The 22878-nt window shown below is 44.4% G+C and carries 16 protein-coding genes and 2 pseudogenes; 16 read left to right on the top strand and 2 right to left on the bottom strand.

Annotated elements, in window-relative coordinates; genetic code table 11:
- Nucleotides 1–129: 129 nt before the first annotated feature.
- The 8 genes and pseudogenes from cysT to H8704_RS01640 all read left to right on the top strand — a co-directional run.
- A pseudogene (gene cysT, locus H8704_RS14490) lies at nt 130–972 on the top strand (sulfate ABC transporter permease subunit CysT); the annotation flags it as partial.
- Complete coding sequence (gene cysW / locus H8704_RS14485) at nt 964–1845, top strand: sulfate ABC transporter permease subunit CysW (RefSeq protein WP_408611183.1); 882 nt, start codon at nt 964–966, stop codon at nt 1843–1845. The pseudogene cysT and the gene cysW, both read left to right, overlap by 9 nt.
- Before the next feature lie 74 nt (nt 1846–1919).
- Nucleotides 1920–2618 (top strand): annotated as a pseudogene (locus H8704_RS01665) (sulfate/molybdate ABC transporter ATP-binding protein); the annotation flags it as partial.
- A 171-nt stretch (nt 2619–2789) separates the two neighbouring features.
- Nucleotides 2790–4778 (top strand): hypothetical protein, encoded by a 1989-nt coding sequence (locus H8704_RS01660; RefSeq protein ID WP_249297034.1) that lies wholly within the window; start codon nt 2790–2792, stop codon nt 4776–4778.
- Between the two features lie 616 nt (nt 4779–5394).
- On the top strand, nt 5395–5892 hold the full coding sequence (locus tag H8704_RS01655) for a helix-turn-helix domain-containing protein (protein ID WP_249297033.1): 498 nt from the start codon (nt 5395–5397) through the stop codon (nt 5890–5892).
- On the top strand, nt 5852–6469 hold the full coding sequence (locus H8704_RS01650) for a Fic family protein (RefSeq protein ID WP_249297032.1): 618 nt from the start codon (nt 5852–5854) through the stop codon (nt 6467–6469). The genes H8704_RS01655 and H8704_RS01650 overlap by 41 nt, the downstream gene beginning before the upstream one ends.
- Before the next feature lie 374 nt (nt 6470–6843).
- Nucleotides 6844–7128 carry a hypothetical protein gene (locus tag H8704_RS01645; RefSeq protein WP_249297031.1) on the top strand — a complete coding sequence of 95 codons (285 nt, stop codon included), beginning with the start codon at nt 6844–6846 and terminating at the stop codon, nt 7126–7128.
- A gap of 63 nt (nt 7129–7191) precedes the next feature.
- On the top strand, nt 7192–8055 hold the full coding sequence (locus tag H8704_RS01640) for a hypothetical protein (protein ID WP_249297030.1): 864 nt from the start codon (nt 7192–7194) through the stop codon (nt 8053–8055).
- Nucleotides 8056–8570: 515 nt separating this feature from the next.
- Here the strand turns inward: H8704_RS01640 and H8704_RS01635 are convergent.
- The gene (locus tag H8704_RS01635) at nt 8571–8762 is read right to left on the bottom strand and encodes a hypothetical protein (protein ID WP_249297029.1); all 192 of its coding nucleotides are present in this window, start codon (nt 8760–8762) and stop codon (nt 8571–8573) included.
- Nucleotides 8763–9349: 587 nt separating this feature from the next.
- Between H8704_RS01635 and cysS the strand changes: the two genes are divergently transcribed.
- Nucleotides 9350–10756 (top strand): cysteine--tRNA ligase, encoded by a 1407-nt coding sequence (gene cysS, locus H8704_RS01630; RefSeq protein ID WP_249297028.1) that lies wholly within the window; start codon nt 9350–9352, stop codon nt 10754–10756.
- Between the two features lie 108 nt (nt 10757–10864).
- On the opposite strand, the gene H8704_RS01625 is transcribed toward cysS, so the two are convergent.
- A complete protein-coding gene (locus H8704_RS01625; RefSeq protein WP_249297027.1) occupies nt 10865–12967 on the bottom strand; it encodes a C1 family peptidase in 2103 nt (700 codons plus the stop codon).
- A gap of 178 nt (nt 12968–13145) precedes the next feature.
- Here H8704_RS01625 and H8704_RS01620 point away from each other — a divergent pair, with 178 nt between their 5' ends.
- From H8704_RS01620 to H8704_RS01590, 7 genes are all read left to right on the top strand, one after another.
- Nucleotides 13146–13949: a hypothetical protein gene (locus tag H8704_RS01620; protein WP_249297026.1), complete on the top strand. Its 804-nt coding sequence runs from the start codon at nt 13146–13148 to the stop codon at nt 13947–13949.
- A gap of 35 nt (nt 13950–13984) precedes the next feature.
- Nucleotides 13985–14851, top strand: a complete 867-nt coding sequence (locus tag H8704_RS01615) for a MerR family transcriptional regulator (RefSeq protein WP_249297025.1) — start codon at nt 13985–13987, stop codon at nt 14849–14851.
- Nucleotides 14852–14894: 43 nt separating this feature from the next.
- The gene (gene rfbC / locus H8704_RS01610; RefSeq protein WP_022463459.1) at nt 14895–15458 is read left to right on the top strand and encodes a dTDP-4-dehydrorhamnose 3,5-epimerase; all 564 of its coding nucleotides are present in this window, start codon (nt 14895–14897) and stop codon (nt 15456–15458) included.
- 173 nt (nt 15459–15631) lie between these two features.
- Complete coding sequence (locus tag H8704_RS01605) at nt 15632–19219, top strand: DUF5717 family protein (RefSeq protein WP_249297024.1); 3588 nt, start codon at nt 15632–15634, stop codon at nt 19217–19219.
- The gene (locus H8704_RS01600) at nt 19206–20474 is read left to right on the top strand and encodes a DUF5716 family protein (RefSeq protein WP_022463457.1); all 1269 of its coding nucleotides are present in this window, start codon (nt 19206–19208) and stop codon (nt 20472–20474) included. Before H8704_RS01605 ends, H8704_RS01600 begins: the two co-directional genes overlap by 14 nt.
- A 21-nt stretch (nt 20475–20495) precedes the next feature.
- Nucleotides 20496–21332, top strand: a complete 837-nt coding sequence (locus tag H8704_RS01595) for a hypothetical protein (protein ID WP_249297023.1) — start codon at nt 20496–20498, stop codon at nt 21330–21332.
- 33 nt (nt 21333–21365) lie between these two features.
- Complete coding sequence (locus H8704_RS01590) at nt 21366–22598, top strand: hypothetical protein (RefSeq protein WP_022463455.1); 1233 nt, start codon at nt 21366–21368, stop codon at nt 22596–22598.
- Nucleotides 22599–22878 lie beyond the last annotated feature (280 nt).

Raw genomic sequence — 22878 nt, 5'->3', positions numbered from 1 at the left:
TATGATTTGAATCTCATTATTATATTATAGAATCAGATTGAAACCAATCGAGGGCAGCCGCTTCGGAATATGCTGACCGGAGTCTGGCTGTCCCTTTTTACGCATTTTTTAGGAAAGAAAGAGGAGATTATGCAGCAGGGAATAGGAATTATTAAGAGAAAAAATCCCCATGGGGTACGGGTGATCCCGGGCTTTGGGTTGACCTTTGGTGTGTCCGTCACGATGCTTGCATGCCTGGTGTTAATACCGCTGGCATCCATCATTTGGTCAGCAGGACGGCTTAGCTTTTCGGAATTTATTCAGGTGGTCACCTCCCGGCAGATCATGTCCGGGTATCAGGTTAGTTTATCCTGTGCATTTATGGCAGCATTGATCAATGTAATCTTTGGCGTCATTCTGGCGTGGATTCTGGTGCGCTATGAATTTCCGGGCAAAAGACTTCTGGATGGTATGATCGAGCTGCCCTTTGCACTGCCAACGGCAGTTGCAGGAATTGCGCTGACTACACTGTATTCGGATCAGGGATGGATCGGTGCTTTATTTGCCAAAGCCGGTATCAAGATCGCATATACGAAGGCGGGCATTACAATAGCAATGATATTTGTAGGGATTCCGTTTGTGGTGCGGTCCGTCCAGCCGGTGCTGGAAAAGCTGGACAGAGGTTATGAGGAAGCGGCAATGATGCTGGGAGCAGGAAGAGCCAGAACATTTTTTAAGGTGATTCTGCCGGAGATTTATCCTGCTGCACTGGCGGGCTTTGGACTGGCATTTGCCAGAGGGATCGGGGAATATGGAAGTGTTGTGTTTATTGCCGGAAATATTCCTTTTAAAACACAGATTGCACCTCTTTTGATCATGTCAAAGCTGGAGCAGTTCAAATACTCCGATGCCACAGCAATCGCAGTAGTGCTTCTGGCAATCTCTTTTCTGCTAATGCTTCTGATCAACTCCATCCAGATCTATATGCAAAGATTCCGGGATGGCGGGGAAAATGGAGCATCTCTGAAAAAGGTTGTGGAACCCTATGAAAAGGACAGCCACCGTCCGGTAAAAGGCATTTTGATCGCAGTATTGGTACTGTTTATGGTTGTGATGATGGTGCTGCCGCTGGCACTGGTGGTAAGCAGTGCTCTTAAAGAAGGATGGGCAGCATATATGAGGGCAATATTGGATGAATATACCATCAAGGCATTGAAACTGACCGTTTTTGCGACTGCTAGTGCTGTGGCCGTAAATACCGTTTTTGGAATATTTGCATCCATTCTCATATCAAAATATTATTTTCGGGGCAGACAGTTTCTTGCAACGTTGATCGATATTCCGTTTTCTATTTCTCCGGTGATCGCCGGACTGGTATTTAGTCTGACCTTTGGTAACCTGGGATGGATGGGAGGATTTTTGCAGGCTCACAATGTTAAGATTGTCTTTGCTGTGCCGGGAGTAATCCTTGCCACAATCTTTGTAACATTTCCGTTTGTATTCCGGGAGCTTTTGCCGGTGCTGCAGGCACAGGGGAAAGAGGAGGAGGAAGCGGCGGCGCTGATGGGAGCAGGAAAATGGAAAATATTCTCCCGGATTACATTTCCTCATATCCGCTGGGCGCTGCTTTATGGAATTGTGCTGTGTACGGCAAGAGCGATGGGAGAATTTGGAGCCGTTTCTGTTATCTCCGGTCATTTGCGGGGAGTTACCAATACATTGCCTTTGCATGTGGAGATCCTTTATAACGAATTTAATACAACGGCGGCATTTGCGGTATCTTCTTTGCTGGTGATCATGGCAGTGATCCTGTTGATCCTGCGGTCCGTGGTGGTATCGGCCGGCTCCCGTAAAGAAAGCCTGTAAAAGCTGAGTAAGAAAAAGTGCTATTGAAATATATCAATCAATGGATCAATGACATTGTAGAAAGGGATGAAATTATGTATATAGAAATGAGAGAGATTAACAAAACATTTGATGGCTTTCACGCATCGGAGAATGTATCCTTTGGAGTAGAAAAAGGACATCTGGCGGCTCTTTTGGGACCGAGCGGCAGTGGGAAAACAACAATTTTACGAATGATCGCCGGACTGGATGTGCCGGATTCCGGAGATATTTTAGTGGAAGGAAAAAGAATGAATGACATTCCGGGAAGTAAACGTGGCATCGGATTTGTGTTTCAGAACTATGCCCTGTTTCGATATATGACAGTAGCAGATAACATTGCGTTTGGACTGGAAATACAGAAACGAAAGAAGACGGAAATCAAGGAGCGTGTGGAGGAACTTTTGGAACTGATCTCCATGAAGGATCTGGGAAAACGATATCCTCATCAGTTGTCCGGAGGGCAGCGTCAGAGAGTGGCATTTGCGCGGGCACTTGCGCCGGACCCTCATTTGCTGCTGCTGGATGAACCTTTTGCCGCCATTGATGCCAAGGTGCGCCGGGAGCTTCGGAGCTGGCTGAAGGAAATGATCGGAAGAGTAGGTGTGACCAGTATTTTTGTGACTCACGATCAGGAGGAAGCCATGGAAGTTGCAGATACCATTATTGTTACCAATCAAGGGAGAGTAGAACAGATTGGCACTCCGGAGGAAATCTGCCATCATCCGGCGACTTCTTTTGTGCAGGATTTCATTGATCTGCCCCGTTATGAGGCGCTGATGATGAAATAGTGACAGAAGTTTATAAAAAATTAATAATATTATTGTTAAATTCCGACAAACCTGTTATACTGAGAGTGTTGTTGATTTTTAGTATATAGTATCTCGCTCTCAAAGGGACGGGAGAGAAAAGGAGGTTTTTTCAGAATGAAAAAAAGAACATTCAGAAAGGCGACATCTTATGTATTGTCAGCCGCAATGGTTCTTTCTGCCTGTGCCGCTCCGGGTATGAAAGCAGAAGCAGCGACCAAAAAAGCTACCGTAAAATTAAACAAGACATCGGTATCTGTTACTGTAGGAGACAAAGTAAAATTAAAGATTCAGAAAAAGAAGGTTAAGAAGATCAACAAGGTGAAATGGTCTGTAAAAGACAAGAAGATCGCAAGTATTTCAGGGGGGAAAGTAACTGGACTAAAGGAAGGTAAAACCACCGTTTCCGCTAAGGTTACATATGTACCTAAGAAGGGTAAGAAAACCTCCAAAACATTAACAGCAAAAGTGACAGTTAAAAAAGCGGAAGAGTCCGCTGTAACAAACGCACCGGTAGTAAGCAGTACACCGGCAGCAAGTAAGGCACCGGCAGCAAGTGTTGTTCCAAGTGCCACAACACCGGCAACAACTCCTGCAAGCGAAGCACCGGCAGAGAGTACCAAGCCGGATGAGACAAAGGCACCAGAGGAGACAAAGGCACCGGAGGAGACAAAAGCTCCGGCAGAGACAAAGGCACCGGAGAAGACAAAAGCTCCGGCAGAGACAAAAGCACCGGAGAAGACAAAAGCTCCGGTAGAGAGCACAAAGCCAGCAGAGACTACAAAGCCAGCAGAGACTACAAAGCCAGCCGAGACTACAAAACCGGCAGAGACTACAAAGCCAGCAGAGACTACAAAGCCGGCAGAGACTACAAAACCGGCAGCAAGCACAAAGCCAGCAGAGACTACAAAGCCAGCAGATAGTACAAAACCGGCAGAGACTACAAAGCCGGCAGATAGTACAAAACCGGCAGAGACCACCAAGCCAGCCGATAGTACCAAACCAGCAGAGACTACAAAGCCAGCTGATAGTACAAAACCGGCAGAGACTACCAAGCCGGCTGATAGTACAAAACCGGCAGAGACTACCAAGCCAGCCGATAGTGCCAAACCGGCAGCAAGCGCAAAGCCGTCAGAGAGTGCAGAACCAACACCGGGTACTTCAGAGAGTCCGGCACCATCTAGTGAGCCAACGGTAGCACCGCCGCCAGCACCATCCGAGAGTGAGTCACCGGCACCACCAGCGCCATCCGAGAGTGAATCACCGTCACCAGCACCATCTGAGAGCGAGTCACCGTCACCAGCGCCGGCAACACCAACAGCAACACCAACAGCAACACCGACGGACACACCAGCTCCTGCAAAGGATGTATATGAATTGACTGTTCCAGAAGCTGATGAATGGGGAAATATGACTGTAATTGGTTCGAAAGAACTTAAAAAAATGGTTTCTCCAATGGATTCGTTGGTTGGATATTATTTAATAATAGAAGGACAGTATGTTAATGATGGAAATCAATGGAATGCGGGAGTTGTAGTTACTACCAATAACTGGAATTATTATCTGTCTAAAGGAATTTCAGGATGGGGAGATGATGACCATCATGATACATTTTATGGCACACCTATGCGTTATGAATTGACAAAGGAAATGTCGGATGCTTTGCTTAATGGTGGATTAACTATTAGTCAAGGAAATTGCATGGAAGTTACTAAAATTTATTTTGCAAAGTCATATACACTTTATGAAAATACAGATGGAAAAAATGGTGATTTTTTCCTTACAGCAGAAGAGGTGGCTGATAAATTAAAAAATAGCACTACATCTCTTGCAGGATATACCGTGAAACTTACAATGCTTCCGACAGAAAATCTTAAGGATAAAGGTTTTCAGGTTATCTTAGAATCTACTACATCAAAAATGAGGATTGTTGGTGTTGGCGATGATGGTAAATATGGGCAGTGGATGAATGAAGGAACCACTACATATTCAACCACATTGACAGAAGAACAATCAGCTTCGTTACTTGAGGAAGGTTTACATACATGGTGTACGAACACAGAAGGAGTAGGCATTACAAAAATTGAGATTATTGCAGCAAAGTAATATGGAGATAGAGGCGAGAAGCTTCTAATAAAACATAAAGCACCGTAAGAAAATGACAGATTTCCTGTGATTCTCATACGGTGCTGTTTCTATTTTATAAACGAATCAAAAAACATACAGAATATTTTGAAAAAAATTTAGTGAAAATTTTTATAAAACTTGCATTTTATCAATGTTTGCTATACATTAAAACACTAATTGGGATATACATATGCGGATGCATACTTGAGAGAGTCGGAGTAATCCGGCTCTCTTGCATTACAGACATAATGTGGTTACAAAATACTTGTAAAAAGTGCCGGGATGATAAAGGTAGATAAGAGCAGAGAACCAAAATCTGAGTTGACTCAGCTATTTTCTCTCTCCATCTCTGTAATCAAAAACTGGATCGTTTCTATAAATTTCTCACACTCTTCAGCAATCTGCGGGATCGATTTGCCTTTTGTAAGCTTTTATAAGGCCATATCCTTGAGGGTTTGTACTTTTCCCTGTTCTCTGCCCACCTCTATTCCGGCTTTGAAACGTTCTTCCATCTTTCTTTCCAAGGTCATGTAATTTTCCCTCCAATCAAGATCTTTACGCAATCTTTTAACTTTGCTGTTCAGGCTGTATCCTGATGGACGTGAAGAAAGAAAATAACATCTACGGCGTGTATTTAGAGAAGGAGAATGTAGATCAAATGACTATTGGACAAAGAATCAAATATTCTCGGAAGCGAAAAGGATATACGCAAAAAGAAATTGGCGAATTGCTTGGCTTTGCCAACACATCTGCAGGTACACGAATAGTGCAATATGAAACTGGAATCCGAGTCCCGAAAAGGAATATGTTAGCCACGATGGCACAGTTGTTTGAGGTGAGTCCATTTGCCTTGATGCCGTTGGATATTGATACGACGAAAGGACTAATGCATACGCTTTTTGCGCTGGAAGATAGGTATGGTTTGACCGTTGCAGAGGAAAAAGGGGAAGATCAGTCTTGTGTTGCCGGAGTCGAATTTAGGATTACATGCGACATTGGAACAGGCTTTGTTTGTTCTAAGCAATCCGTTTGTATTAGATGGAATGCAGTCGGTGAGCGCAAGAGATGCAATATTGAGGGAGATAATTTCTAACAGTTTAGCACACCGAGATTATTCAAGCGGTTATGTAGCCAAAATGATTATTGAAAAGGATCAGATATTAGCCGAGAACAGTAATAGGACACATGGTTATGGAAATTTGGATCTGAATACATTTCAACCATTTCCGAAAAATCCTGCTATTTCAAAGGTGTTTAGAGAAATCGGGCTTGCAGACGAACTTGGATCAGGAATGCGAAATACTTACAAATATACGAAAATGTATTCTGGGGGAGTTCCGCAATTTGTGGAGGGTGACATATTTCGCACAGTTATCCCGTTAAATGATGCGGCAACATTAAAATCGGGACCAAAGGTTAGTGACCAAGTTAGTGACCAAGTCAGTGACCAAGTCAGTGACCAAGATAATAGTATAGCACTCGAACGGGAAATATTGAAATTTTGTAGGAAACCTAAAAGCAAAAAAGAGATATTGGATCATGTTGGATATAAAAACCGAACATATCTGACTAGAAAATTTTTAAAACCAATGATAGAAAGTGGAAAATTGGCATATACAATACCAGAAAAACCAACGAGCCGTTTGCAGAAATATATAACAGAAGAATAGAAGAAAGATCCCCTTGGCGAATGCCGGAGGGGATCTTTGGAGTTAGTATGAATGTATTCTAGAAATTACTTTTTGCTGGTTGACTCATCCTGCCAGAGGTATTTGGCGCCATCTAACAGCGTGATGACTGCTTTCAACATGGCAAATAGATCTCTTCCTGCAGTTCGTTAATCTCATCTTGGAATAAAGAAACATCTTTTGGGATAATATCTTGGCTGCCGAAAGTGATGATACTTTGCTCAAGATCGAGAAGTCGATGGTACAATAGTTCAATTTCTTTTCGCTCATATGGCGTAGGTCTAAAACTGATATTTGTCGAAGCGCGTGCAATATGATAATATAATATAGATTGAAGCCTTAGGAGATGAGTTGATATGATACAAATAGAATTGGTCGGTTACGATCATATATTGTCAGAGGTAGATTTACAGGTTACAAAATATGTTAATAAAAATCTGCAGGATATAATAAGGGTTTTGATAGATATGCTGGAAAATGATCCTGAATATGGATTGGAAGATTTTTTTCCAAGAGATTATCTGACAAGGAAGCCAGAGGAATGTAGAAATACGATTAATGAGTTATATGAGATTATTTGTTCAAGAATGATCAGAGATTACATAAAACCTAAATATGAGTATTTGTTATATATGATATAAAAATGGTGGAAAGATTGTACGGATAATGAAGAGGATTTATTACCCAATCGAGTGGACAACGATTTGGCAAGCAAATTAGAGAAATTGGAGCAACTGGATGTACTGGAAGAAATTCGGGATTTTGATCAGTATTTTGTTATCTGTTTTCAGGATTTAGATTTTTTACCAGATACATTAAACCAGATGGTAATGATTTATTTGCAGAATCCGGCAAAGTTATCATTGTTTTTAAATTATGATGACTTGGATGATTATGTGGATCTTATGGATTGTGATCTAAGGGAACGATATTTAGAAGCAAGAACCGTGCAAAAAAAGCAGCAAACACGATTATCTAATGTAGAAAATGTGGTGAAGGAGCTTCTTGATCTATTAAACAAATATCAAAAAAGAATAGTGGATTTTAAGGATAGAGATGAGGTGAAAATTACCGCAGACATACAGGATGCTATAGGTAATGTGCTGAATTCAAAATATGGTTTGCATATTGCAAGAGAGTATACAATGGGGAGATCAGAAAAGAAAATAGGAGAAACTGATCTTTACATATACAAAGAAGTAGATGGATGGGTTGAGGATTGTGTAATTATTGAAAATAAGTATATTGAAAAATTCGATAGACAGTATGATCAATTGATAGGGTATCTAAATTGTAATTTTGAAGCTGGAATTACATTGTCAATGAACAGGAATAAGTCACTGAAAGAGGGATTTGACATAATTGAGAGAAAATTGCACGAAAAAAGACGGAGTGCGGAGGTGCAATGCCCACCAGTTAGTATTGAACGGATAGAAAAAGGCAAGGTACGATATATAGTAAGCGAGCATATTGTTCCAGAAACAAAAGAAAAAATGAAATTGTATCATTTGATTTTTCAGTTAAATGATGATGAAAGGCATAAAGCAGCAATTAATGCAAGAAAATAACCAGTTGATTATCAAATAGAACAAATGTTTGCAAAATGCTGTCGGAATTGATTGAAAAAAGACTATATTCATGATAAGATTATAATGGATGCTACCATAACGGTAGGCGGTTGGTCCTCTACGGAGGGACTGTGACCCTCCGATTACATAGAAACCCTAACGGGAATCAACGGAAAGGAGGGCTGAGCCTTATGAGTATTATTGATTTTATCGCAGTAGTGAGCTTTGGCTTAACCTGCTTTGGATTAGGATATTCCTTTGGTAAAGATAATAATAAGACACAGAAATAGCCGCCCCGGTCCTGAGAAAACTGAGCGGCTTTTCTAAAGCTTAACATTTAGTATCGGGCCAACCGTCTATCGGTGGCATCTTTTCTACTAATAATATAACATGACTGTTTCTTGATTTCAAGAGAAAACCTATATTTATTGGGAACTGCTGATAAATAATATGTCATTTGATCTGTATTTATCCCATTTTAATTGAAAAATTTATTTTTTGTTGGTTGGCTCATCCTACCAGAGGTATTTGGCACCATCTAACAGCGTGATGACTGCTTTCAACATGGCAGATAGATCTTCCTGCAGTTCGTTAATCTCATCTTGGAATAAAGAAACATCTTTTGGGATAATATCTTGGCTGCCGAAAGTGATGATACTGTGCTCAAGAACGAGAAGTCTTCGTATAACAATGATTCGATTGAGCATATAATATTTCTTATGTCCAGGGAAGATTAATATAGATTTTTGCCTCAAGATATCAGGCAGAACTGTGAAGCTGTGACACCAAGTAGGATTTCTGAAAAGTCTTTGCTTTGCAATGTTTCGATGAATACGTGTCTGGACGACCACGCCTCCCAGGTGGGATCAGTTTTTTCGACAGGAACGCTCCCACTACAATGCGCTACGCAGCACTACATAGCATCCTACAAAACAATTTTGGTGTTGCCAGCTCACGGTTATTCCAATAATCCAAAGCAAAAATCATATTTACACTTTGGACATAAGAAATATTATGGGTACACCTGATTATTTGTTGTGGGAAGTTTTAGTAAATAATTGATATGATAGATAATAAAAATAGTATAGATGTAACTTATCTGCTTGGAAAAAGTGTAGCATAGATTTTTGGGAAGCGCAAGAAATCGGCGTGATTTTTCATTAGCATTTTATACTTTTTTTGCAGACTCAAATATGGGATAGGACTTGAAGAAACAGCAAAAATCCTGTACAGTATAGAGGATGAGATCAGAAATAAAGAAAATCGTGTGTTATACACAGAAATGGAGAGTGTCATGAGAGAATTATCACTTTATAATACATTAACCAAAAAGGTTGAGCCCTTTCATTCCATTGAAGAGGGGAAGGTGAAAATGTATACATGTGGACCGACGGTCTATCATTTTGCACACATTGGCAACCTTCGCAGTTATATGATGGAGGACGTACTGGAGAAGTATCTGGGATATGTCGGCTATGATGTGAAGCGTTGTATGAATATTACAGATGTGGGTCATCTGACCAGTGATGCGGATACCGGCGAGGATAAGATGCTGGCAGGAGCGAAGCGTGAGCACAAGACCGTGATGGAGATCGCGGAGTTTTACCGTAAGGCGTTTTTTGCGGATTGCGGGAAGCTGAATATCAAGATCCCGGAGATCGTGGAGCCTGCGACAAATTGTATTCCGGAGTTTATCCATATGATCGAGGTACTTCTGGAGAAGGGATACGCATATGTAGCAGGAGGCAATGTTTATTTTGATACCAGCAAGCTGAAGGAGTATTATGTTCTTTCCGGTCAGAATGAGGAAAATCTGCAGGTAGGCGTTCGTGATGACGTGGAGGAGGATGAGAATAAACGAAATAAAACCGATTTTGTTCTCTGGTTCACCAAGTCCAAGTTTGAGGATCAGGAGCTGAAATGGGACAGTCCATGGGGTGTTGGATATCCGGGCTGGCATATTGAATGCTCATGTATCAGTATGAAGCATCTGGGCGAGTATCTTGATATTCACTGTGGTGGTGTAGACAATATATTCCCGCATCATACCAATGAGATTGCACAGAGTGAGTCATATCTGGGACATAAGTGGTGTAATTACTGGTTCCATGTACAGCACTTAAATGATAAGTCCGGCAAGATGAGTAAATCCAAAGGAGAGTTTTTGACGGTTTCCCTGCTGGAGGAGAAGGGGTATAATCCTCTGGTATATCGTTTCTTCTGTCTGCAGTCTCATTACCGTAAGCCGCTGTTGTTCACATATGATGTGCTGGACAATTCTAAGGTGGCATATGAGAAGCTCCTTAAGAGAGTCGCAGCTCTTTCGAAAGAAGGGGAGCCGGATATGAGCGAGGTGAAGCCGTATCAGGATGCTTTCGCAGAGGCAATGGGCAGCGATATCAATACTTCTCAGGCGTTGACGGTATTGTATGATGTATTGAAGGCAGACATCAGTGACGCATCCAAGAGATATCTGGTGGAGGATTTTGATCAGGTATTTTCTCTGGATCTTACCGCAGAGGTTGAGGAAAGTCAGGCGGATGATGAGCTGACAGCATTTGTGGAAGGAAAAATTGCGGAACGCCAGGCTGCCAGAAAAGAAAAAGACTTTGCAAAGGCGGATGCCATTCGTCAGGAGCTGCTGGACCGGGGGGTTGAGATCAAGGATACCAGAGAGGGCACCGTCTGGTCATTGATATAATGCAAGAGCCGGAAGCGGATAGCAGACAATGCAGGGATTCGCGGAATAATAAATATAATTCAAGGTTAAAAATGCCGTTGGAGTTGATGAAATTCCAACGGCATTTTGTTATTTCTTTTTTGTTTTTTTCACGATAACCTTTATGGATATTTTTGTTCCATTCGGAATGTTTACTATAATCCTGGTTGTTCCCTTTTTCTTTGCTTTTATTTTACCGTTTTTATTGATCGTCGCGATCTTTTTGTTTTTGGATCGGAACGTCAGTGCATGAAAGCTGTCGGCGGGTGTAACCCGGATCGGTATTTTTTTTGATTTCCCTTTTTGCAGCGTGACCTTTTTCTTTTTTACCACAATGAGTACGTTTTTCACAGAGCTGCTTCCGGCCGGGGATGGGGAAACAGCAGGGGTTGATGACGGGGAAACAGTGACACGCGATGTAGGTGTACCGGAAGGTGCCGGTACGGCAGAGATCCGGGGAGTTGAAGTGGAAACAGGAGAGGGACAGGTTGCGCCGGATGAGTCTGAGGCTGCGGGAGTAGAAGCCGGGCTGGTTGTTTCGGATGAGTCGGAAGCTGCGGGGGTGGCAGTCGGACTTTCCGGTATCGGTGTGGCGGAAGCGGAGGAAAGGGATTCCTCCTGTTCTTCATATTCTGCGTCCGTAATTGTGGAAGCCAGTGCCTTGAGGCAGACGTTATTCATATTGCGCCGGTTGTTTCCAAGCTTGGAGGAGGTATTATCCATCCATTTTCCCTCGGAATATACATAGCTTTGACCGCTTTTGCTGCTGTATCTGGAGCCGAATGGATCGCTGGCTCCCTCGATCGGGACATAAACGGTATTGCCATCCTCTGCATAAAAGGTTACCACGACAGAAAAGGTTTCTCCTGCGGCAACTGCGATGGAGTCTGACAGAGTTATCGTGTGATAGCCGGAGTGTTCCACTGTCCCATAAGTGGTACACTTGTCAATTCGTGTTCCGCTGTCCGGTGTGGAACCGGTCAGTTTCCGGTATATTTCGACTTTGTAGGGCTGGTTGTCTGATGCAGTATAAAATCCGGCGGCACCAATGCTTCGTGGGGAATCCGTATCATTGGTAAATACATTGGCAAAGGAAATATCATCTGTGTCAAGATAGAGATCGCCCCAGCCGATGCCGTCATATTGGAAATTGGTATCATATTTGTCAGATGCCTCTGCCTCAAAGGTGCAGATTTCACACAGAGAAGAATCATAATAGGACAGCCAGTAATATCCGTTTGTACTATATTTATAATTCTCCCCGTAGTTGTTGGCGATCAGCCATGCGCCGGAGGCAGGTGCGTTCTCAGAGAAGGTATTAAAGCTGTCATCCCATCCGATGATCGTAACACAGTGATTGGCATCCTCGGAATCGTGAGTGGATTCGTAGGCAGAAGTGACGGTGGAAGTGTGGTACATATTGGAGGGATCAAAATATACAGACACATCCACAGAGCCATGTTCCATAACCGCTTCCTTGATGCCGCTGATATCTGAGGGATCATAAAAGTCCATATTTTTCAGATGAACCTCAGATTCCGTACGCAGTGTGTCCGGTTTTGAGGACATCGACCGGATCATTTTACGCAGAGTCTGATTGGTGTCAGCAGAGAAAGGAGCTTTGTCTTCTGACACAGCGCCCCACCAGTCTGCCAGAATATAGCTGGCATAATAAGCGTTGCCGCCGAGATTATAGTATCCGCCGGTATCGGTTGTCTGGGAAGAAAAATAATCTCCATATAATGGGTCCGTATTATCGGACAGAGGATCATATGTATACCAGACCAGATGACTTTCCGAATAATCGGTGCCGGCCAGAGCAGACAGATTCTGCAGAATACTGTCAGATTCCAATGCTTTTATGGCGGCGAAGGCCCAGCAGCTTCCGGTAACTCCCTGATCCCTGATGGGAGTTACGGCACCCTGTTCACGGGAATCGTAGGTATCGGGAAGAGACAAGCCGGAACGGGTGTTTCTGGTGCTTTTTGGGGAAACAATAGTAACCTCATTTCCATTTTCATCCACATATTTTGAACGGATCAGACCATTATTATTGGCGGTATCAATATGCTCAATAACGGACAGGGAGGAGGCAGACGCAGAGGCCTCCGGCAGTCCGGATAATATGCCTGTCAGTGGCAGGACTGCAGCCAGAAATATTGCAGTCAGATATGTTCTTTTTTTTCGATTCATGGGCAGATCTCCTTTCGAAATAATGTGATTATATTTTAACATATTTTCGTGAAAAATACGTGTCTGCATCGCATTTTGTCGAAACAAAAATAAAAATGACAATCAAAGCTATCTATTCATCTGCGGGGAATACGTCTATCATAAAGAAAACATTATTTATGGAAAGGACAGGATGATTATGAAAGCACAATTGGAAAATTATAATGTGTTATTTGCGCTGATGGCAGTCTGTGCGGTATCAGTTCTTTTAAAGGCAGTCAGTTATGGACTTTTTCATAAGCTGCTTTGGGATTCCAATCAGATGGGGACAACAGGAAACCGCTGGATGAAGGCGATGATGTCAAAGTTTGAGGCCTACTATAAACTGCATATCAGTGTACATAACGTGGAGAATTTCGTGGACCGGTATCTTTATCATTATCGTTTTATAGGGATTTCCCTGCAGACATGGGAGAATCTGGGTTTTTATTTTTCGGGACTGATCGCAGCAGGGGCGGGGGTTTTATGCTTTTTGGCGGGGTATTATGGTATGCCGTCGGAATGGTTCTGGGTGACGGGACTTGTCACGTTGCTGCTGCTTTGTGTCCAGGGGGCATCGGAGGTGTTTTTTGATACACATAAATGCCTGCGTGTATTCCGGATCCAGTTGATCGATTATATGGAAAATACCATGCGTGCCCGTCTGGAAAATGAATATTTTCATCAGGAGGCGACGGAAAAATACCGGATGGAATATTTCAAACCGGAGGAAATGTCTGACGCCGAAATGGAAGCGGCGGCAACCGATGCCGTTGCCGGTGGCGTAGATGCTGCAGGAGCATCAGGACTGCCGGCTCTGACGGAGATTAAGGAACTGCTGGAATCCTTCCGGGAGGAAATGCAGCTTGACCGGGATATTGCCGGGCGGCAGAATATGTTATCGGAGCAGGCGGCTGCGGAGAAAGCAAAGCTTTTTGAAGAGATATTAGAAGAATATATGTAATGGAAATGAAATTTATGAATGAAATGAGGATGGTTATGGAAAAGGGATATATGATATCAGATGCGTCAAAAATGCTGGAAGTGGAGAATCACGTACTTCGGTACTGGGAGGAGGAGCTGGAACTTCCGATTCCGAGAAATGAGCTGGGACACCGGTATTACAGGGAGTCAGAAATTAAATTACTGAGATCCGTCAAGGATCTGAAGGAGCAGGGCTTTCAATTAAAGGCGATCAAGAAGCTGCTGCCGGATCTGGAACGGGTGGAGCATATGGACCCCAAGATCCTTTACCAGCTCCGGGAGGACTTAAATAATCAGGTCATGCGGGAGGCAATGGAGCATACCAAGGGTTCTGTGACATCCATTGAGCATGCCAGGGACCGCTATGAAAAACGGCAAAAAACCTGGCAGGAAAAGAGCTATGAGCTGGAACAGAGCAAGGAAAAGGGGGCAGAGATGCAGCCGCAATACGGACAGACCCAGGCTGCCTCTCTGGAACGGCTCAGACAATTTGAGGCAATGATGCGTCAGATGATCCGGTCTTCCGTGGAGGAGGTAAGTCAGGAATCGGAACAGCGCATTTGCGAGGAGGTTACGGTACGTCTGCAGAAGGAAATGAATTATCTGCTGATGCAGAAGGAGGAGCTGCAGGAACGACAGCTTCATTTGCTGAAGGAAATTTTGCAGCAGGTGAAGGGGGAGAAAAAGCTGACAGAGACCGCGGCAGAAAAAGAGAATACAGCCCATGTGCCGCCGATCGGAGACGCTGCAGAGGCTGCGAGAGAAGTGGCAGCAGCGCAGGAGGAGCCGGGAGACGTAACGGAGTTTGGCCGCAAGAATCGTCGCAAAGCCCGCAAAAAGCCAAAGCACAAAAAATTATTTGCGAAGTCCGTAACACAGTGATATAATTAGCCTCATAGATTTGATTAAGAAAGGTGATAAAGAAATGGGCAATTTTACTTTTGAAAAATGCGGCGGAATCGAGGGGCTTTACCTGATCCATCCTAAGGTATTTGGGGATAACCGTGGATATTTTATGGAGACATATAATTATAATGCATTTAAAGAGGCAGGACTGGATATGGTTTTTGTACAGGACAATCAGTCCAGCTCTACAAAGGGTGTCCTTCGAGGTCTTCATTATCAGAAGAATCATACACAGGGCAAACTGGTACGTGTACTCAGCGGAGAGGTGTTTGATGTGGCAGTGGATATCCGCAGAGGTTCCAAAACATACGGAAAATGGTTTGGCGTTACACTGACAGCAGAGAAGAAAAATATGTTCTATATCCCGGAGGGATTTGCACATGGCTTCTATGTACTTTCTGATACTGCAGAGTTTGCTTACAAGTGTACAGATTTTTATGATCCATCATCCGAGGCAGGCATTATGTGGAATGATGAAACCATTGGTGTTGAGTGGCCGATTCCGGAAGGGGTTGTTCCGAATATTTCTGAGAAGGATGGAAAGCATCCTGCATTTTCAGAAGATATTGCATTGGATTATTAATAAAAAGGAAATAAACAGAGTCTCCGGCATATTTTGTGCCGGAGATTTTTTCTTTACAGAAAAGATTTCCGGTACTTTCTACTTATCTCTGTGCAGCACTTGAAATGCCCCCTTGCAAAATGGTATAATTCTATTAATTATGCTTGGATTGTAAGCTGGATACGGGAGGCACCATGAAAGAGAAGATCGATCAGTACGCAAAGGGAATATTTGAATATCATATGCCGGAGGTAGTTCTGGGTACGTCTGAGCTTTCTGTGACCGTGGATGCCGGGGAGATCGTACAGGGCAGCTTTCGGATTTCCAACAGCAAAGGACGCAGCATGCGGGGGATCGTGTGTACGGATTGCAGCGGTATGATCCTGGAAAAAGAGAGCTTTTCCGGACAGGAGAATGACATTTCCTTTGCTTTTCGTGGAACCTATTATCAGCCGGGAGATATCATTAAGGGAGAGTTTCAGATCCTTTCTGACTGCGGTGTGGCTGTGCTGCCATTTACTGTTACAGTCACGGTACCATACTGCGAAACCTCTGCGGGACGGATCCGTGATCTGAACCAGTTTACAGAGCTTGTAAAAAGTCATTATATGGAAGCGTTGCGGATATTCCAAAGTCCGGCATTTGAGCGGATCTTCCTGCAGGAAAAGGAGATTTATCTGGAACGTTACCGGGGACTGTTAAAGGGCAACGATAAGAGCATGGCACTGGAGGAGTTTTTGATCGCTGCCCACAAAAAGACGCCGGTACAGCTTTCCGTAGAAAAGCGGGAGCTGCAATATCCAAAATGTGAGAATATATTTGCGGACAAGATTGTGCTTCATAAGGATACGTGGGGATATGGAGAGTATGAAGTGAAGTCGGACGCTCCATTTGTGCGTTTTGAGCGTTCTTGTATCAGAACCACAGACTTTACCGGGGACATCTATGAACTGGTTCTGGTGATCAATCCGGACTGTATGGCGATCGGACATAATTTTGCGCGGATCACGATCAGCAGTGCGAGACAGCAGCTGGAGCTTAAGGTGATCGCCAGAAGATATTGTATGTCTGATGAGGAGCGGCGCCGGCAGATCCAGCAGCAGAAGGATGTCTGGAATTTGTACCGGAGTTTTCTGTATTATCAGGCGGGGAAAATGTCACGGAAGGATTTTATTGCGTCCGCAGAAAAAAGCGTCAATAGTCTGGATCAGCCGGATCAGACTGGGAGCAGATATCAATGGCTGGTGCGTGTATTCCGGATTTATCTGGCATTGCAGACCCATAAGGAGGAAGCCTTTCATCTGGAAATGACACAACTGGAGGAGAGGCTGTTAGAAATACGGGAGCAGGAGCCTTTATTATATTGTGCCTATTATTATCTGATGTATTTGTGGAAACCGGAGGCGGCAGAACGGGCGGGGGCATTATCCAGAGTCAGGGAATGTTATCAGAACGGTCACAGTCATTGGCTGATCCTTTGGTTTTTGCTGCAGATGGATGACAGCTATCAGATATCCGTCAAGCGGCAGGAGGCAATACTGCAGCAGATCGAGGCAGGCTGTCACAGTCCCCTTTTATATCTGGAGCTTTGCCGGTTGTACAATAATACACCGGAGCTGGTGCTGGAGCTGACGGAGGCGAAGGCGCAGGCACTTCACTGGGGGCTTTCCAACCGGATCCTGGAGGAGGAGCTGCAGTTTCGTTATGCGTATCTGATCAGCAGGACCAGGGATTTTACCGGTGTTATGATGGGAGATCTGTACCGGATGTATGAGGCGCGTCCTTCGGATGATCTGCTGACGATGATCTGCCAGCTTCTGATGCGGGAACGACGGGTTTCGCCAGAGGATGTAAAGTGGTACCGGCTGGGGATCGAACATAATTTAAAGATTACAGACCTCTATGAAAATTATATTTATGCACTGGAAGAAACACCTGACATGGTGCTTCCAAACCGTGTTTTACTGTATTTTTCATATAACAACCAGCTCAATGCCACCAAAAAGGCGATGCTTTATGCCTATGTGATCCGCCATAAGGATCGCGATCAGACAATGTATGACAGCTATAAGGCATCCATGGAGAAGTTTGCATTGGAGCAGCTGGAACAGGGGCGTGTGAATGATGATCTGTCGGTGATCTATGAGGAGTTTATCCGGGAAGATATGATCAATGAGCAGATTGCATCAGCATTGCCGTCGATTCTTTTTGCCAGAGAAATCCGGTGCAGTGATCCACGGATCGCCGGTGTGGTTGTCCGCCACCGGGAACTGCAGCAGGAGGAGACGGCAGCATTTGTTAAGGGAAAGGCAATGATATCTGTTTTTACTCCGGAACCGCAGATCTTTCTGACGGACCGGGAGGGACGCAGATATGCTTCTTCCATTGGTTATACGGTGCATCGGATGGTACATCTGGATCATCTGGTAGAAAAGTGCCTGCCTTTTGTGGGAGACAATGTCCGTGTACTTTTGTATTTGTATCAGAGGGTGGTACAGGAGAACCGCTCCGGAGAGGATATATCACAGCTTCGCCGGCGGGTTCTGGGGATTGCCGGGCTGGACAGCCATTTCCGAAAATCGTTGTTTGCCATACAAATGCAATATTATTTTGATAATTTCCAGGGAGAGCTTCTGGACACAGAGCTGGAGCATATGGATTGGGAAAATATCCTGCCGCGGGACAGAAGCCGGTTCATGGAATATTGTGCGGTACGTCATAGATATGAGAAGGGAATGGAAGGACTTCTGCTTTTTGGCTGGAATGGCATAGATCCCAAAAAGCTTCTGAAGATCGCCGGACATGCTTTTGTGGCGGCTGAGGAAGATAAGACGCTGACAAAGCTGGCATGGCATATTTTTAAAGGTGGAGAGTTTGACAAACCGCTGCTGGTATATTTGTGCGATCATTATTCCGGTACGATCCCGGAGATGGTGAAGCTGTGGACCGCATGCCGGGAGTTTGGAATTGACATACAGATTTTGTCAGAACGGCTGTTGGCACAGATCCTGTTTACGGATCAGATGGTTCCGGAGGCTTACCCGGTGTTTTTCTATTATGAGGAACAGGGCTTCAATAAAAAGCTGATCCGGGCTTTTCTGAAAAGGACGGCATACCGTTATCTGGTGCATGGAGACAAGCTTCCGGATGAGATCTTTGAATCCTTTTACCAGCATGTGCAGGTGGAAGAGAACCGGCCATGTCTGCTGGCGGTTTTGAAGCATTTGTCCGGAAGGGGCATGCTGACGGGAGGCGAGGCGGTATTTGTAGATTATAATCTGCACCAGCTCTATGAAAAGGATATTGTGCTTCCGTATTTTCAGGCTTTTAAGGATAAACTGTCTTTGCCTGATACGCTTCTCAAGGAGCAGTATGTGGATTATACCGCTGATCCCGAGCATGATGTTAAAATTCGATACACATATATTGTAGATGACCAGAGGCAGGCTCCGGTGACAGAGACAATGCGGAATGTATTTGAGGGAATCCGGGTCAGAGGGTTTATTCTGTTTCAGGATGAGACGGTAGAGTATGAGATCATAGAAACAGATGCGGGAGGTCACGAGAAGAAAACAGAGCCGGCCCGTCTGGTTTATATCGATCAGATGAGAGGTATGGAAGGAGTCAGCGGCTATCAGATGCTGAACAAAATGCTGATGAAGCAGCGGGGCGGTGAGGATGCATTGCTGGACCAGATGCAGGAGTACGCAGAAAAAAGAGCGATCGTTAATTTTTTGATGAAACCGGATGATGGAGGCATAGGAAAAAATGACCGAGGATAGAAAAGTATTGGTGGGAGTTGATCTGTGTGATGACATGACGCAGATTTCCTGCTATCGCCGGGACCTGGATAAGGTAATCCCGGTGGGACGGCTGGTGGGCAGAGAGAGAGAGTATGAGTGCCCGACAGTATTGTCCTATCAGCCGGTCAAAAAAGAGTGGCTGTTTGGTACGGAGGCATTGCTGGCGGCAGAACGGGAGGAAGTGTACCTGTTTCGGGACATACTAAAACAGATATCCCGGCACAATAAAGTTACTTCCGGCGATATGGAGTTAGAGCCGGTGGATACCATGGTGCGCTATTTTGTTAAGATATTAAGCTGTCTGAAGGAGTATTTTCCCAGCGAAACGATCCGTAAGCTTGTGATATCGGTGTCCGAAAAAACGGACAATCTGGTGAATGCGGTCAAAGGAGCATTAAATCAGATCGGGATCGGAGAAGACCGTTTTGTGATACAGCTCCATCAGCAGAGTTATATGTATTATGCCCTGAGCCAGAAAAAGGAATTATGGCTGGGGGATGTGGCATTATTTGAGTTTGGACGGGATGGATTATTCTATTCCCAGATTCATATTGACCGGAGAAATATTCCGTATATCGTGGGGGTCAAGCGGATGGATCTGAGCCAGAGCCTCAACTGGGATATGATGGAGCACGACAGCAGCTTCAAGATGGAGTATGCTTTTGTGAACCTCGCCAATACCCAGATGCATAAGCAGATGATATCGACGATTTATGTGACGGGAGAGGGCTTTCAGGGAGAATGGGCCAACACGGCATTAAGCCAGCTTTGTAATGGCAGACGTGTTTTCCGGGGAGGAAATCTGTTTACCAAGGGAGCCTGTATTGCTGCCAGGGAGCTTGCAGGGGAAGGTGTTATGGGAGACTTCCTGTTTCTGGATCAGGAAATGCTGCATACCGGTATTTCTCTGCGGGTATATTGTGATGCCAAAATGCAGGAGGTGCTTCTGGTGAAGGCCGGAGTACCGTGGAAGGATGTGGACGTCAGCGTTGATTTTATTCCGGACGGAGAGGAAGAGCTGCAGCTTACAATACAGAATGTGCTGCGGAGAGAAACGACCGTACATCTTTTGTCTCTGGAGGGTTTCGATGAAAGACCAAATAAAATGACAAGATTTACTCTGCGTCTGCGTTTTGCTGACGCGTCGCATTGTATTGTGACATTAAAGGATGATGGTTTTGGAGAGTTTTGTCCTTCCAGCAACCGGATCTGGGAGCGTTATCTCAGCTTATAAATTGCAGATTGGAGGAATTAGATGGGAAAATTAATATTATGCAGCAGTGCCATTGCGAAGCAGCCGTATTGTTTCCCGATGACGAAGACAAAAGTATATTCCATCGAGGAAGTCTGCTACTACATTAGGAATAACATCTATATGATGCAGGAGGAAGTTTTTGACAAAGCATTTGCAGACTGGATCCGTAATGAGCTTGGGATGGCGGAAACGGCAGACAAGCTGGACAGGATGAGAGAGGATCACAATAATCTCAAGGATATTGTGGTGACCCTGTGCTGCAGCTGCGATTATTATACCGAGAGGGAGATCAATGATCTGATCGCCATTATGGATCAGACCCAGAATGTGCCATTGCGGGGACGGCAAAAGATCAAAGCGGATACTTATCTGAAAAACGGCAGTCTGGAGCGGGCAAAGCAGGAGTATGAACGGATTTTAAAGAGTCCGGATATGATCAATGCCTCTTCAGAGGAGTATGGAGATCTTTATTACCGGTTGGGAGCAGCGTTGGCCGGTATGGGAGAATACCGGCACGGATTTCAGGCGTTTCAGAAATCCTACGAGTATGCAAAGACACAGAAAGCGTTGGAATCCTGTCTGTATTGTCTGAAGCTGGGAGGCATGCCGGAGGAATACGAAAAGGCTGCGATAGAAATGGGTGTCACCAGGGAACAGCAGACTTTTATGGATGCCCAGTACGAGGAGGCACTTCGTCAGAGTGTGGACAGCAGGGAATGTAAGATGGTCCGGCGTATCCGCAGGATGAAGGAGCAGGGAGATCCTTCTTATGAGAAAGTAGCGAAGGAGCTGATCTTTCAGTGGAAGACAGAATACCGCAAAAGCATGCTTCCATAAATAAAAATCCCATAAAAGAAAGGGGCGGCACAGATGGCTTTTTGGAACCGGATCAGAAGACGAAAGGAAAAACAAAAACAACAGGAAACGACGGAAATACTTTCTCAGGACAAGGCAGGGCTGGTGGACGATGCAAAGGTGCCGGATGCGGCAGATGAAGAGCCGGTCAGATTATCTCAGGAGGAGTTAGCGGCAGAGCATATTATTCCGAAGGGAAAGGCAGAACAGAAGCGGTATATCCATGACTGCTGCGAGTCAGTGAAGGACTGTGATAAACAGATCAGCATTGCGAAGGCGGAATATGCCCAGGTGACAGAATATCTCACAGATATCCAGAAGATCGACCGGATCGCCGGGGAGGACAGAGAGTCTCTTCTGGAGCTTTGCAAAAGAATTCAGAGACTTTTGCAGGAACGTAATCAATATAAAAACAGAACATTTACGATCACAGAGCGTCAGATGCGCCGGTTTGACAGATATCAGGATGATCTGATCGATGAGATCAAAAAAATGTATCAGAATGAAATGTATCAGAAAGCGATTGACAGTGATATTCGTCATCTGGAAGCAGAAAAGGCATATATCCGGGAGAATCAGCGGGAGATCATTGAACGGCAGGATTTTTTGAAAAAGCTTGCAAGGGGGATTTCTGTGCTGATCGGATCGCTGGTCATTCTTTTTATTATTCTGTACTTTAATCTGGACAGCAATATGACCTATCCGTATATTGGGACACTGGCTCTGGCAGCTGTCGCTGCGGCTGTGATCTTTACTGAGTCCAACAAAAACAGATATGAGATCGCCGTTTCTGACAAAAAATACAATAAAGCAGTAGAGCTTTTAAACAGGACAAAGATCAAATATGTTAATAATATCAGTGTGCTGGATTACAACCGGGAAAAATTCGGCGTGAAAAATGCAGCAGATTTTGAAAATCTCTGGGGAGAATACTGTAAGACGAAGGAATACGAGAGGCGTTTCCGGGACAATACGGAGCAGCTCAGTAAAAGCAACGATTCCCTGCAGCGCCTTCTGGACAGTCATGGTGTGAATGATACGGAGGTATGGCTGGTACAGACTTATGCGATCCTGGATGACAGGGAGATGGTAGAGATCCGTCACGATCTCAACCAGAGACGTCAGAAGCTTCGGGAGCAGATCAAGTATAATACAGATACCAAAGAGGATTATGAGCAGCATATCCGTAAGGTTGTGGAGGAAAGTGAATTTGGCCGGGAAATCTTAAAAGAAGTGCTTGACAAATAAAAAAGCATATGGTAACATTCTTTGTGTTGTGCTGAAATCACAACAGATAAATAACAACAAAGCAGAGAAATCCACTCTCACCTTAGCACAGGAAGTGACTCGGGTTAAATAATGACATCAATCGCCGGAACGTGATTTTGATAGGATCAGTGGATAATGCTTTGCTTATCCACTTTTTTTTAGTGTATAGGAAAATGCTCGTAGCGTAGAGGAAAGCCAACGAGAATTGCGAAGCAATTCTTGGAGGGCAAAACGCTGGTTTTGCCCTTTTTTATGTATG

This window comes from Jutongia huaianensis, from assembly GCF_014384985.1.
In the GTDB taxonomy this organism is placed as follows: domain Bacteria; phylum Bacillota; class Clostridia; order Lachnospirales; family Lachnospiraceae; genus Jutongia; species Jutongia huaianensis.
Note: the sequence above shows the minus strand (reverse complement) of the source record. Positions and strands in the feature narration are given on the sequence as shown.

Excerpts from the sequence above, each read along its gene's own strand:
- cysW (WP_408611183.1), top strand. The coding sequence starts at position 964 with ATGCAAAGATTCCGGGATGGCGGGGAAAATGGAGCATCTCTGAAAAAG.
- H8704_RS01660 (WP_249297034.1), top strand. The coding sequence starts at position 2,790 with ATGAAAAAAAGAACATTCAGAAAGGCGACATCTTATGTATTGTCAGCC.
- H8704_RS01655 (WP_249297033.1), top strand. The coding sequence starts at position 5,395 with ATGGACGTGAAGAAAGAAAATAACATCTACGGCGTGTATTTAGAGAAG.
- H8704_RS01645 (WP_249297031.1), top strand. The coding sequence starts at position 6,844 with ATGATACAAATAGAATTGGTCGGTTACGATCATATATTGTCAGAGGTA.
- H8704_RS01635 (WP_249297029.1), bottom strand. The coding sequence starts at position 8,762 with ATGCTCAATCGAATCATTGTTATACGAAGACTTCTCGTTCTTGAGCAC.
- cysS (WP_249297028.1), top strand. The coding sequence starts at position 9,350 with ATGAGAGAATTATCACTTTATAATACATTAACCAAAAAGGTTGAGCCC.
- H8704_RS01625 (WP_249297027.1), bottom strand. The coding sequence starts at position 12,967 with ATGAATCGAAAAAAAAGAACATATCTGACTGCAATATTTCTGGCTGCA.
- H8704_RS01620 (WP_249297026.1), top strand. The coding sequence starts at position 13,146 with ATGAAAGCACAATTGGAAAATTATAATGTGTTATTTGCGCTGATGGCA.
- H8704_RS01615 (WP_249297025.1), top strand. The coding sequence starts at position 13,985 with ATGGAAAAGGGATATATGATATCAGATGCGTCAAAAATGCTGGAAGTG.
- rfbC (WP_022463459.1), top strand. The coding sequence starts at position 14,895 with ATGGGCAATTTTACTTTTGAAAAATGCGGCGGAATCGAGGGGCTTTAC.
- H8704_RS01605 (WP_249297024.1), top strand. The coding sequence starts at position 15,632 with ATGAAAGAGAAGATCGATCAGTACGCAAAGGGAATATTTGAATATCAT.
- H8704_RS01600 (WP_022463457.1), top strand. The coding sequence starts at position 19,206 with ATGACCGAGGATAGAAAAGTATTGGTGGGAGTTGATCTGTGTGATGAC.
- H8704_RS01595 (WP_249297023.1), top strand. The coding sequence starts at position 20,496 with ATGGGAAAATTAATATTATGCAGCAGTGCCATTGCGAAGCAGCCGTAT.
- H8704_RS01590 (WP_022463455.1), top strand. The coding sequence starts at position 21,366 with ATGGCTTTTTGGAACCGGATCAGAAGACGAAAGGAAAAACAAAAACAA.